Origin of the sequence: Luteimonas gilva (assembly GCF_005239095.1) — a bacterium.
In the GTDB taxonomy this organism is placed as follows: Bacteria; Pseudomonadota; Gammaproteobacteria; order Xanthomonadales; family Xanthomonadaceae; genus Luteimonas_C; species Luteimonas_C gilva.
In genome coordinates this window covers 667,999-680,444 of the sequence record NZ_SZUA01000002.1, presented here as the reverse complement: position 1 = coordinate 680,444, position 12,446 = coordinate 667,999, and the positions used below count along the sequence as shown (strand labels likewise).

The following is a 12,446-nucleotide window of genomic DNA, read 5'->3' as shown; positions in this document are numbered from 1 at the left end:
GCGCGCGCGATGCTGGATAAAGTCGTCATCGCCAACCGCGGCGAGATCGCGCTGCGGATACTGCGCGCCTGCCATGCGTTGGGAATCAGGACCGTCGCCGTGCATTCCACCGTCGACCGCAACTTGAAGCACGTGGCGATGGCGGACGAGTCGGTCTGCATCGGCCCGGCCGCGTCCAGCGAGAGCTATCTCAACATGCCGGCGATCATCGCCGCGGCGGAAGTGACCGACGCGCAGGCGATCCATCCCGGCTACGGTTTCTTGAGCGAGAACGCCGACTTCGCCGAACGCGTCGAGCAATCCGGTTTCATCTTCATCGGTCCGAAAGCCGCGACGATCCGCTTGATGGGCGACAAGGTCGAAGCGATCCGCGCGATGAAAGAGGCCGGCGTGCCCTGCGTGCCTGGCAGCGGCGGCCCGCTCGGCGACGACGCCACGGCCAACATCAAGATCGCGCGCGAGATCGGCTATCCGGTCATCGTCAAGGCCGCGGGCGGCGGCGGCGGCCGCGGCATGCGCGTGGTCCATACCGAAGCGCACCTCAACGCCGCGATCCTGACCACCAAGACCGAAGCCAAGGCCGCGTTCGGCAACGACATGGTCTACATGGAGAAGTTCCTGGAGAACCCGCGCCACGTGGAGATCCAGGTGCTCGCCGACGGCCAGGGCAACGCCATCCACTTGGGCGAACGCGACTGTTCGATGCAGCGCCGCCACCAGAAAGTGGTGGAAGAAGCGCCGGCGCCCGGCATCACGCCGCAGCAGCGCGAAGAGATCGGCAAGGTCTGCGTGGAAGCCTGCATCCGCATCGGCTACCGCGGCGCCGGCACGTTCGAGTTTTTGTACGAGAACGGCCGCTTCTACTTCATCGAAATGAACACCCGCATCCAGGTGGAGCATCCGGTGACCGAACTGGTCACCGGCATCGACCTGGTGCGCGAGCAGCTGATGATCGCCGCCGGCCACAAGCTGTCGATCAAGCAATCCGACATCGTGCTGACCGGCCACGCGATCGAATGCCGCATCAACGCCGAGGATCCGGACACCTTCCTGCCCTCGCCCGGCCTGATCAAGCATTTCCACGCGCCCGGCGGTCCCGGCGTGCGCGTGGATTCTCATATCTACGAAGGCTATCGCGTGCCGGCCAACTACGATTCGATGATCGGCAAGCTGATCGTGCACGGCCCCGACCGCGACACCGCGATCGCGCGCATGCGCGTGGCGCTGAGCGAGATGGTGGTGGACGGCATCAAGACCAACATCCCGCTGCAGCAGCGGATCCTGGCCGACGGCGGTTTCCAGCTGGGCGGGCAGAATATCCACTACCTCGAGAAGCGGTTGGCGGAGCGGAAAGACAAGTCGCTGTCGATCGTGTAAGCCGCGTCCGCGGGGCAGGCGGGAGTCCTGATGCAATTGAGCATGGCTCGGATCGGGTGGGCGGCGTTGGGCGCGGCGCTCGCCGTCGCCGCCATCGCCTGGATTTCGCGTCCCCAACCCAAGGCTCTTGCGACCAAGATCGATGAGAGCTGGATACCCATGCCTCCCGACGGCATGGATGCCTCGGGATTCGCTGCGCGCCGTCTGCTGTTCGTCGCCGACTCGATGCCCGAAGACGACGCATTGACGCGCACTTGCGGCAGCTACGATTCCGACGGCGCTTCCGAGCGCTATCGCGCCGTCATCGGCGATCCATTGTTGAAACCCGACGCCAGGATGTGGCGCTTGGATCTGCTTGTGCAGGGCTCTCAGATCCAGGTCACGATCGAAGACGCGAGCTTTCCTCTGCGCCCGCCTCCGCCGGATGCGCGAGACGAGGCGCAGGCTCCCGCCTTCGCGCCGCGGAGATACTGGTTGCAGAAAGCGGAACTAGAACCGATCCGCGCAGCGTGGGCGGAACCGGCGCTGTGGCTGGCGGAGCAACGCGACGTCGACTGCTTCGACGGTCGACCGGTATTCCTGGAGGCCTGCGTACACGGTCGCTACGCCGCGCGCGCCCGCAACTGCGATTCCGCCGCGGATGAAGCCGCCCGGAAACTCTGGACTCTGCTGCAGAAAAGATTCCCCTAGCCGGGTCCGCCCGCCGCATTCCTTTGCCCCCGGTTCCGTTGTAGGGTGAGCGCGTTTTTCGCCCATCCATCCCACGATCGGACCACACAAGGATTTCGCCCGATGAAACGCGCATTGCTGGCCCTCGCCGTCGCCGCCCCGCTGGCCCTGACCGCCTGCAAGAAACAAGCCGAAGACGCCGCGCCGGCCGCGGCGCCGGAAACCGCCGCCGCCGATGCGAACGCAGCCGCTCCGGCCGCCGCGCCTGCAGCGCCCGCCGCCGCGACTAGCGAAGCCGATGCCGAGCGCGCCGCGCAACAGGCCAAGCTCGATTACGCGACCATGGAAGACGGCTACATCAACGACGCCAAAGCGCAGTGGGCCACTTCCGCCAAGGCCAGTTCCAGCTACGGCTACGACGCCGCTCCCGCTGCCGACGACCACGGCAGCTACACGCCTTGGCAGGCGACCGGTCCGGTCAACGGCGAAACGTGGAGCAATAAAAACCAGAACGTCGGCTTCGACTGGCTGGAAGCCGGCTTCGACAAGCCCGTCAGCGCCACCGAAGTCCGCATCGCCCTGGAAACCGGCCACGGCGTGGAAGGCATCACCAAGATCGAGCTGATCGACACCGACGGCAACGCGCATGCGGTCTGGTCGGGCCTGAGCGACAGCAAGCAGGACGAGCGCGGCCCGCGCACCTGGATCGTGCGCAAGTTCGAGCCGACGGCGTACCAAGCCAAGGGCGCCAAGATCACCTTCGCCAACAACGTCGAAAACGACTACAGCTACATCGACGCGGTGCAGTTGGTCGGCAACTGACTTAGTCTGCCGAGCAACCCGAAAAGCCGGCCCTGCGCCGGCTTTTTTGCTTTTGTAGAGTCGAGCCTGCTCGACTCTACAAAGTCGCTGCAAGACGGGGCCGACCTGTCTGCAATGCTGCGCAGGAGCGGCGGAAAGCCGAGCGTCGCGTCCCGCTTTTGTAGGAGCGGCTTCAGACGCGAGCTCTTTTCGGCGAATCGCGGGTTCGGCTCGATTTTTTTGCGGGATAAAGCTCGCGGCTAAAGCCGCTCCTACAAAAAGCCGCGGCCGACTTTAGCGCTGGCGCCAACGCGCCAACGCACGCACGCCCTCGTCGGTGAGCAGCAACGCGCGCGAGCCGCGCCGCTTGCGCACCCAATCGCGCGCGAGCAGGGATTCGAGCACGGCGGCGCCGAGCTGCCCGCCCAGATGCGGACGCCGTTCGCTCCAATCCAAGCACGGCCGCAGCGACGGGCGCCGCTGCGATTCGTCCGGCAGCGGAATATCGAGCGCGGCGAATCCGCGCCGACCCGAAGCGGTGAGCCGCCATTCGCCGTCTTCGCCTTCGATCCAACCTTTGCCGAGCCAGCGCTCGGCCAGGCCGACCGCGATTTCGCCGGCCATATGGTCGTAGCACGTGCGCGCATGCCGCAGCGCCGCGTCGGCGGGCCCCAGGCGCGGCGTTTTCAGCGGCGCGGCCGATACGGCCATCAGCGCTTCCAGCGCATGCGCCACGTCGCCGTTGCCGAGCCGGTGATAGCGGTGCCGCCCTTGCTTCTCGATCGCCAGCAAACCCGCATCGGCGAGCTTGGCCAGATGCGCGCTGGCGGTCTGCGGCGTGATTCCCGCCGCCTGCGCCAATTCGCCCGCGGTGCGGCTGCGGCCGTCCATCAGCGCGGCCAGCATCAGCGCGCGCGCCGGGTCGCCGATCAAGGCGGCGATTCGGGCCAGGGAGGGGCCTGCATCCATAGTTCGATATTGAACGAAGCATCGCCGCGAATGCAAGCGCAACATCGCTCCCATCCTCATACGGCCGGGAGGCCGCGATGCACCGACGCGACGCGATCAAGATTTCGATGCTGGGCCTGGCGATGGCGGCCTTGCCTTCCGGCGGCCGCGCAACGCCGGCGAGCGCGAGCGCGCCGCCGCAACTCCAACGCGCAGCTTGGCGCCACGGCGGAGAAACGCTGCAGCTCGCGCTGACCCGGCAAGCCGCGCCGGGCGATGCGGTGCTGTACGTGCACGGCGCGACGTTCCCCGCGGCGCTGTCGGCGGGCTGGCGCATGGACGGCATGTCTTGGCTCGATCATTGGCAAGGCGCCGGTCTGGACGCGTGGGCGCTGGATTTCGCCGGCTACGGCCATTCGGACCGGCCGCGCGCGTTCGACGCCGACGCGACGGCGTCGCCGCCGTTCGGCCGCTGCACGGACGCCGCCGCGCAGATCGGCGTCGCGCTGCGCCATATCCGCGCAGCCAGGCCCGGCGCGCCGATCCACGTCGTCGCGCACTCCTGGGGCACGCTGCCCGCGCAGCAGGCGGCGATCGACTATCCGGACTTGGTTTCGCGGCTGGTGCTGTTCGGCCCGGTCGCCACGCGCGAAGGCCCGCGCGAGGAAACGCCCGCGCCGGCCTGGTCGCTGATCGACGCGGCTTACCAACGCCCGCGCCAACGCGCCGGCTTGCCCGCGAACGAACCGACGCCGGTGAGCGAAGCCGAAATCGACCGCTGGTGCGCGGCTTATCTGGACAGCGATCCGACCTCCGCGCAGCGCACGCCGCGCTCGGCGAAAGTGCCCAACGGCCCCGGCGCCGACATCGACGCGTTGTGGGCCGGACAAAGCTTGGTCGACAGCGCGCGCATCCGCCAGCCGACGCTGATCGTGCGCGGCGATTGGGACCACATCGCCGCCGACGCGGACGCCAAGCGCCTGTACGACGCGCTGACCGGCACCCGCGACAAGCGCGACGTCAAGATTTCCGGCGGCAACCATTGGCTGCACCTGCAGCCGCGGCGCGAAGCGCTGTGGGCCGAAACGTTGTCCTTCCTGCGCGAAGGCGCGCGCGCATGATCGCGGTGATCTTCGAAGTGGAGCCGCACCCGGAAGGCCGTGGCGAATATTTGGCCACCGCCGCGGCGCTTGCCGAGGATTTGCGCAAAGCCGACGGCTTCCTGTCGATCGAACGCTTCCAAAGCCTGGCCCATCCCGACCGCTTGCTGTCGCTGTCGTATTGGCGCGACGGCGAGGCCGTCGCGGCCTGGCGCGAGCATCCGCCGCATCGCGACGCGCAGCTGCGCGGCAAGACCGCGTTGTTCCGGGATTGGCGCATCCGGGTAGCGCACGTCGTGCGCGAGACCACACCGTAGCCCGGGTAAGCGCAGCGCACCCGGGATGCCCTATCGCACCTGCGACGAAAGCCCCGGGTGCGCTGCGCTTCCCGGGCTACGCGAACGGCGGGGAATGGACGATACTCGCCGCATGCCTTTCCTCGAAATCTCCCTGCGCTGCCGCGAATCCGAACAACCGCGCTACGAAAACGCGCTGGAGGACATCGGCGCGCTCGCGGTGACCATGCTCGACGCCGACGCGGGCACCACGGACGAGCACGCGATCCTGGAACCGGGCGTGGGCGAAACGCCGTTGTGGGATTCGCTGACCTTGACCGCGCTGTTTCCGGACGACGCCGATCCGTTGTTGCTGCTGGCGGCGCTGGAAGCTTTCGATCCCGGGCTCGATTGGTCGCGCGCCGGTTTCCGCAAAGTCGACGATCAAGATTGGGAACGCGCCTGGATGGACCAGTACGCGCCGCTGCGTTTCGGCGCGCGCACCTGGATCGTGCCGTGGAACCACGCGCTGCCGGAAGAGGCCGACGACCCGCAGGCGGCGGTGGTGCGGCTGGATCCGGGCCTGGCCTTCGGCTCGGGCACGCATCCGACGACTTCGCTGTGCCTGCAATGGCTGGACGCCCTGTCCGCCGCCGGCGAACTGCAAGGCGCGACCGTGCTCGACTTCGGCTGCGGCAGCGGCATCCTGGCCTTGGCCGCGCTGAAACTGGGCGCGGCGCGCGCGGTCGGCGTGGACAACGACCCGCAGGCTTTGACCGCCACGCTCGACAACGCGGAGCGCAACGGCGTCGGCGAGCGCATCGCCGCGTTCATGCCCGAACAGGAACCCGACGCGACTTACCCCATCGTGGTCGCCAACATCCTCGCCACGGCGCTGCACGCGCTGGCCGGCACGCTGGCCGCGCGGGTGGCGGCCGGCGGCAAGATCGCCTTGTCCGGAATACTGCATGGCCAAGAACCGGAATTGTTGCAGCGCTATGGCGAAAACTTCGCCGACCTGCGCGTGGCCCGGGAAGGCGACTGGGTCCGCATCGACGGCGTCCGCAAACCGGTTTGAACATGTTTGAATAGGGCGCATGTTCGTCCAATGCCCCCGCTGCCGCTCCCTGGTCGCCGCCGACGCGGTCGGCGGCGCCGCGCCCGACTTCTGCCCGTATTGCGACAGCCCGCTCGCCGACGCGGAAGTCGTACAGGCCGATGCGGCGCCGGCCGATGCGGAAGCCTCAATCGAGGCCGAAGCAGAAACCGAAACCGCGCCCATCCAGGCCGCCATTGCCGAACAAGACGCCACCGAAGCGGAAGCGATGGCGGCATCGGATGATGAACCGGCCGAGCCCGCCGCCATCGTTGCGGAAACCGCCGACGACGCGGCGCGCGAAGCCGATCGTTCCGAAGACGGCGACGACGGCTTCGCCGAGGCGCCCGCCGCGTCCGTCGCGAGCGAAAAAGACGGCGTGGCGAAAAAAGCGCCAGCCGATCCGGATAAACCCAAGCCCCGCAAAAAAGCCGCCGCACCGAGTTTCGCGCGACGCAAACAACGCGCTGCAGAGCGCCCCACCCCACCTTGGTTGTGGGCCATCGCCGCAGGGTTGGCCTTGCTCGCCGGTTTGCAGATCGTGCTCGCCGACCGTGCGCAACTGGCCGCGGACGCGCGCTGGCGGCCGGCCATCGCTTCCTTGTGCGCGACGCTGAATTGCGCGATCCCGCCGTGGCGCGAGCCCGCCGCCTTCGCCATGCTCGGCCGCGAAGTGCGCCAGCATCCCTACATGCCCGGCGCCTTGCGCGTCGACGCCGCGTTCCGCAACAACGCCCGCTGGGCGCAGCCGTGGCCGGACCTGGTGTTGACGCTGTCGGACGTCGACGGCCGCGCGCTGGGCACGCGCATCTTCGCCCCCAAGGAATATCTGGGCGACAAAGTTACGCAAAAGGAAATCGGTTCCGGCCAAAGCGCGGCGATCCGTATGGAGATCATGGAGCCGGCGCCGGGCGTGGTCGCGTTTTCCTTCGACTTTCGTTGACGAAAGGGGCCGATTCATTGGCGGCTGCGACGCAGGCGCGCTAGACTCCTCCCCTCGTCGGCGGCCCGCCCGGCGGACATCCACGCTCCCCAGAACCAGCCTGACGATCGAACGCCGTGCCAGACCGCAACGACAACATCGCCCGCAACGCGCCGCGCACGCCTTTGCGCGACCACGTCGCCAATTCGGTGCGTCGTTATCTGCGCGATTTGAACGGCAGCGACAACGCCGATCTATATGTCGTCGCTTTGCGCGAGTTCGAGATCCCGCTGTTCGTGGAAGTGCTGAACCATTGCGAAGGCAACCAGAGCCGCGCCGCGACCATGCTCGGCATCCATCGCGCGACCTTACGCAAGAAGCTCAAAGACTACGGCTTGAGCTGATCGCTGTTGCTCGTGTAGAGCGGAGCTGGCTCCGCTGCTCTCGTTTTTTGGTGGGAGCGGCTTCAGCCGCGAGCTTTTCCGTCCATTCACCGCGATGGGTCGAAAGAGCTCGCGGCTGAAGCCGCTCCCACAAAAGCAAAAGCGCGGCGGCACGGTACAATTCGCGTTCCGCAACGCACCCTCCCCGACGCATGACCGCTCCCGACCGCCTGCCCATCCGCCGGGCCCTGCTGTCCGTGTCCGACAAGACCGGCCTGATCGATCTGGGCCGCGCCCTGGCCGCACGCGGGGTCGAGCTGATGTCCACCGGCGGCACCGCAAAAGCCTTGCGGGACGAGGGTTTACCGGTGAAGGACGTGGCCGAGGCGACCGGTTTCCCGGAGATGATGGACGGCCGGGTCAAGACCCTGCACCCGGTGGTCCACGGCGGCCTGCTGGGCCGCGCCGGCACCGACGACGCGGTGATGGCGCAGCACGGCATCGCCCCGATCGACCTGCTGGTGCTGAACCTGTATCCGTTCGAAAAAGTCTCCGCCGATCCGGACAGTTCGATGGACGACATCGTCGAGAACATCGACATCGGCGGCCCGGCGATGCTGAGATCGGCGGCGAAGAATTTCGCGCGCGTGGCGGTGGCGACCGAACCTTCGCAGTACGCCGGCCTCGTCGAGGAATTGAACGCGAACGACGGCGCGCTGTCGGCGAAGACGCGCTTCGCCCTGTCCGTGGCCGCGTTCAATCGCGTCGCGCAGTACGACGCCTGCATCAGCAACTATCTGTCTTCGATCGACGACGACGGCTCGCGCAGCGAATTTCCGCAGCAGCAAAACGGCAACTTCGTCAAAGCGATGGACCTGCGCTACGGCGAGAACCCGCATCAGCAAGGCGCGTTCTACCGCGACCTGTATCCGGTGCCGGGCACGTTGGCGACGTTTACGCAATTGCAGGGCAAGGAACTGAGCTACAACAACCTCGCCGACGCCGACGCCGCCTGGGAATGCGTACGCCAGTTCCAGACGCCGGCCTGCGTGATCGTCAAGCACGCCAATCCCTGCGGCGTCGCCCAGGGCGCGGCTTGCGGCGACGCCTACGAATTGGCCTACGCGACCGACCCGACCTCCGCGTTCGGCGGCATCATCGCCTTCAACACGAAGCTGGATGCGGCCACGGCGAAAGTGATTTTGGATCGCCAATTCGTGGAAGTGCTGATCGCGCCGGATTACGAGGACGGTGCGCTCGACTACGCCAAGAAGAAGGCCAACGTGCGCGTGCTGCGCATCCCGCACGGCGACGGCCGCAATATGTACGACGTGAAGCGCGTCGGCTCCGGTTTGTTGATGCAGAGCAGCGACAACCGCGAAGTGGGCCGCGACGAGCTGAAAACCGTCACGAAGCGCGCGCCGACGCCGGCCGAACTGGACGATTTGCTCTTCGCCTGGCGCGTGGCCAAGTACGTCAAATCCAACGCCATCGTCTACGCCAAGGACCATCGCACGGTCGGCATCGGCGCCGGGCAGATGAGCCGCGTGATCAGCGCCAAGATCGCCGGCTTGAAGGCCGAGGAAGCCGGCCTCGCCGTGCCGGGCTCGGTGATGGCGTCCGACGCCTTCTTCCCGTTCCGCGACGGCATCGACGCCGCTGCGGCGGTGGGCATCAAGGCCGTGATCCAGCCGGGCGGTTCGATGCGCGACGCTGAGGTGATCGCCGCGGCGGACGAGCATGGCTTGGCGATGGTGTTCACCGGCGTGCGGCATTTCCGGCACTAAGCTTTTGTTTTTCCCTTCTCCCACCGGGAGAAGGTGCCCGAAGGGCGGATGAGGGTTCGGAGTACGACGTCGTTCCAGCTTGCGACGCTCCGCCGAACCCTCACCCCAACCCCTCCCGAGGGGAGAGGGGCCAAAAGCAGCGCGACGAAGAATTCAGGAGACTGCGACGCATGAAAATCCTCGTCATCGGCTCCGGCGGCCGCGAACACGCCCTGGCCTGGAAACTCGCGCAATCGCCGCGCATCACTGAAGTGCTGGTCGCTCCCGGCAACGCCGGCACCGCGACCGAAACCAAGTGCCGCAACATCGACATCGCCGCGAGCGACATCGACGCCCTGCTCGCGTTGGCGAAGAACGAAAACGTCGCCGTCACCGTGGTCGGCCCCGAAGGCCCGCTGGTGGCCGGCGTGGTCGACCGTTTCCGCGCCGCGGGCTTGCGCGTGTTCGGCCCCACTGCCGCGGCGGCGCAGTTGGAGGGCAGCAAGGCGTTCGCCAAGGATTTCCTGGCCCGCCACGGCATCCCCACCGCGCATTACGCGGTGCACACGAACGTGGACGAGGCGCTCGCGTACGTGCGCGACAAGGGCGCGCCGATCGTGGTGAAGGCCGATGGCCTGGCCGCGGGCAAGGGCGTGATCGTGGCGATGACGTTGAATGAGGCCGAAGAAGCCATCCGCGACATGCTGGCCGGCAATGCGTTCGGTGCGGCGGGTTCGCGGGTGGTGATCGAGGAATTCCTGGACGGCGAGGAAGCCAGTTTCATTTCGGTGGTCGACGGCCGGACGGCGGTGCCGATGGCCACGTCGCAAGACCACAAGCGCGTGGGCGACGGCGACACGGGCCCGAACACGGGCGGCATGGGCGCGTATTCGCCGGCGCCGGTGGTGACGCCCGAGGTGCATGCGCGGGTGATGCGCGAGATCGTGGAGCCGACGGTGCGCGGCATGGCCAGCGACGGCGTCCCGTTCACCGGTTTCCTGTACGCGGGGCTGATGATCGACAAGGCCGGCGCGCCGAAGGTGATCGAGTTCAACGTGCGCTTCGGCGACCCGGAAACGCAGCCGGTGATGATGCGCCTGCAATCGGACCTGCTGGATCTGGTGGAAGCCGCCATCGACGCCCGACTGGCCGGCGCCGAAGTCCGCTGGGACCCCCGCCCCAGCCTGGGCGTGGTGATGGCCGCCGAAGGCTACCCCGGCACCCCGCGCCTGGGCGACCCCATCAGCAGCTGGGACGTGCCCGACGTGGCCGATACCAAGGTGTTCCATGCCGGGACCAAGCTGGTCGACGGCCAAGTGGTCACCGCGGGCGGGCGGGTGTTGTGCGTGTGTGCGTTAGGCGACAGCGTTGCCGATGCGCAGAAGAAGGCGTATGCCGAAGTGGGTGGGATCTCCTGGCATGGGGAGTTTCATCGGCACGACATTGGATGGCGAGCTATTAGCAGAGCCTGATTTAGGCTGCTATGTATTAGGATGTCACGCCTGTAGGCATTCGGGGGCTTGACAGTGTTCGAACAACTTCGCTCGAAGGGCTTCGAAATAGTATTCCTGTCCCACGCACAGGCGATACTCGAAATTGACTTTCCTATAGCCGTAAAAGAGCTTGAGTCAAAGTTGCTCGAGTTCGAAATACCGGTTCAAGAAATTATTGGCTCGGGGGGCGGGGAATCAAAAGGCACCCAACGCCTTCGCCGATCGCTCGCTGTCGAAGGGTGGAAAAAAACCAATTTTGAAATTAAGAAAACGATCAACGGTACAGATCGCGGCTCTACCTCACATGAAGTAGATCATGTCCGTACCCTTGAAAAGGGTGTCATAGCCCTTGAATTAGAATGGAATAACAAAGATCCATTCTTCGATCGAGATCTAGAGAACTTCAAGCGCCTTCATGCTGAAGGAGCGATCAGCGTTGGCGCAATTGTAACTCGTGGACAAGAGCTACAAATCAAGCTGCTCGAGCTTGTCACCCAATATGGTCGCGACCAAGAGATATCTTCATTTGAAGATCTTGCTCGCTTAAATATCGAAAGAACTACGCGCCAACGTCAAGCTATCGACTCACGTGTGAAGAGGAAACGCAATCCGCTTTCTTTTGTGGATGCGTGGGCAAGCGCTTTTATATCGGACAAATATGGGCAGGCAACAACACATTGGCGCAAACTTGAAGATCGTGTACAGCGTGGAGTAGGTCACCCATGCCCATTACTTTTGATTGGATTACCTCCGAGCATCGTTACCTTCCCCGCAGGGCTATCTATTGACGATGCGGCAAAAGATGTGATCCAACCAGAAGATAACGCCGAGTAATCTCGTCCAATCAGGACTACGACTTACTTATTCTGCTGGCACATTAACCGCTTGAGAGTGATTGGCATAGGTAGACCATGTAGGCGCATATTCATCCGCCTGATTACCCCATGTAGCCCATCCTTTACGCGTACCCCGTGCGAATAGCTCGAGATATGGGCCGGGGCTGCACTCCTCAATGAGACCATACATCTCATCTGGTTTTCTTGAGTGCTCTCGCTTCTGCGTTTTAATAATGTTGACAGTGCTGCGCGCCGGGGGAAGCGTGCGCGCGTTCTTACCACGGGTGCCGAAAAGCACAAGCTCTGTTGTATTTCGGAAATAAAACCCAACGCCGCGACCATCAGGCCCGCCATCCTTCCTTATCTTGTGCCACACAAGATTCGACTTGTACGTGAACCCCCATTCCTGGAGGACACGTATCCCCTCGGGCAACAATGCATTGGGAACCCAAAGATAAAGGTGTGCGGTATCGCGGCAAGCTTGCGCAACAGGAAGTTCGCATATTTCTTCTAAAGTCATCGTGCCATAGCGGTTCAGGCGTCGATGCTCCGGTGCGACCTTCCCAGTACGATTCTGAAAACGCCACGGAGGATCCGCTAGCACGGTCGCAAAACGACGGCCACGGACACGGCGAAGGAAGTCATCAGAGGCAGTCATCGGTATATGGGTTCCAGTAAGTCAGCTTGACGTAGCCGTGTTCGGGTCTTTCGTAAGGCCTCTGCCCGGTCAGGGCGAGGAGGCCTCAGCCGTCCAGGCTGATAGTTGCTCATGTCAACCTC

13 protein-coding genes are annotated in these 12,446 nt (G+C 65.2%); 11 read left to right on the top strand and 2 right to left on the bottom strand.

Going from position 1 to position 12,446, the window contains the following annotated elements; all coding sequences use genetic code 11:
* Window positions 1-9: 9 nt before the first annotated feature.
* From accC to FCE95_RS11000, 3 genes are all read left to right on the top strand, one after another.
* Window positions 10-1,377 (top strand): acetyl-CoA carboxylase biotin carboxylase subunit, encoded by a 1,368-nt coding sequence (gene accC / locus FCE95_RS11010; RefSeq protein WP_137267063.1) that lies wholly within the window; start codon window positions 10-12, stop codon window positions 1,375-1,377.
* Between the two features lie 66 nt (window positions 1,378-1,443).
* A complete protein-coding gene (locus tag FCE95_RS11005; protein ID WP_137267062.1) occupies window positions 1,444-2,067 on the top strand; it encodes a hypothetical protein in 624 nt (207 codons plus the stop codon).
* Between the two features lie 102 nt (window positions 2,068-2,169).
* Entirely contained in the window at window positions 2,170-2,868 is a 699-nt protein-coding gene (locus tag FCE95_RS11000) for a hypothetical protein (RefSeq protein WP_137267061.1), read from the top strand.
* 273 nt (window positions 2,869-3,141) lie between these two features.
* Here FCE95_RS11000 and FCE95_RS10995 read toward each other — a convergent pair whose 3' ends face one another.
* Window positions 3,142-3,816 (bottom strand): metalloregulator ArsR/SmtB family transcription factor, encoded by a 675-nt coding sequence (locus tag FCE95_RS10995; protein WP_137267060.1) that lies wholly within the window; start codon window positions 3,814-3,816, stop codon window positions 3,142-3,144.
* 77 nt (window positions 3,817-3,893) lie between these two features.
* Between FCE95_RS10995 and FCE95_RS10990 the strand changes: the two genes are divergently transcribed.
* The 8 genes from FCE95_RS10990 to FCE95_RS10955 all read left to right on the top strand — a co-directional run bounded on the left by FCE95_RS10990 (window position 3,894) and on the right by FCE95_RS10955 (window position 11,664).
* Entirely contained in the window at window positions 3,894-4,916 is a 1,023-nt protein-coding gene (locus tag FCE95_RS10990) for an alpha/beta hydrolase (protein WP_137267059.1), read from the top strand.
* Window positions 4,913-5,212, top strand: a complete 300-nt coding sequence (locus tag FCE95_RS10985) for an antibiotic biosynthesis monooxygenase family protein (RefSeq protein WP_137267058.1) — start codon at window positions 4,913-4,915, stop codon at window positions 5,210-5,212. Before FCE95_RS10990 ends, FCE95_RS10985 begins: the two co-directional genes overlap by 4 nt.
* A gap of 112 nt (window positions 5,213-5,324) precedes the next feature.
* The gene (gene prmA / locus FCE95_RS10980; RefSeq protein WP_137267057.1) at window positions 5,325-6,248 is read left to right on the top strand and encodes a 50S ribosomal protein L11 methyltransferase; all 924 of its coding nucleotides are present in this window, start codon (window positions 5,325-5,327) and stop codon (window positions 6,246-6,248) included.
* 19 nt (window positions 6,249-6,267) lie between these two features.
* Window positions 6,268-7,209, top strand: coding sequence for a DUF3426 domain-containing protein (locus FCE95_RS10975; RefSeq protein ID WP_137267056.1), 942 nt, complete (start codon window positions 6,268-6,270; stop codon window positions 7,207-7,209).
* A 116-nt stretch (window positions 7,210-7,325) separates the two neighbouring features.
* Window positions 7,326-7,592: a DNA-binding transcriptional regulator Fis gene (gene fis, locus FCE95_RS10970; protein ID WP_137267055.1), complete on the top strand. Its 267-nt coding sequence runs from the start codon at window positions 7,326-7,328 to the stop codon at window positions 7,590-7,592.
* A gap of 191 nt (window positions 7,593-7,783) precedes the next feature.
* Entirely contained in the window at window positions 7,784-9,358 is a 1,575-nt protein-coding gene (gene purH / locus FCE95_RS10965; RefSeq protein ID WP_137267054.1) for a bifunctional phosphoribosylaminoimidazolecarboxamide formyltransferase/IMP cyclohydrolase, read from the top strand.
* Between the two features lie 170 nt (window positions 9,359-9,528).
* Window positions 9,529-10,809 carry a phosphoribosylamine--glycine ligase gene (gene purD / locus FCE95_RS10960; protein WP_137267053.1) on the top strand — a complete coding sequence of 427 codons (1,281 nt, stop codon included), beginning with the start codon at window positions 9,529-9,531 and terminating at the stop codon, window positions 10,807-10,809.
* 54 nt (window positions 10,810-10,863) lie between these two features.
* On the top strand, window positions 10,864-11,664 hold the full coding sequence (locus FCE95_RS10955) for a BglII/BstYI family type II restriction endonuclease (RefSeq protein WP_137267052.1): 801 nt from the start codon (window positions 10,864-10,866) through the stop codon (window positions 11,662-11,664).
* Between the two features lie 27 nt (window positions 11,665-11,691).
* Here FCE95_RS10955 and FCE95_RS10950 read toward each other — a convergent pair whose 3' ends face one another.
* A complete protein-coding gene (locus tag FCE95_RS10950; RefSeq protein ID WP_137267051.1) occupies window positions 11,692-12,324 on the bottom strand; it encodes an MT-A70 family methyltransferase in 633 nt (210 codons plus the stop codon).
* Window positions 12,325-12,446: the final 122 nt, after the last annotated feature.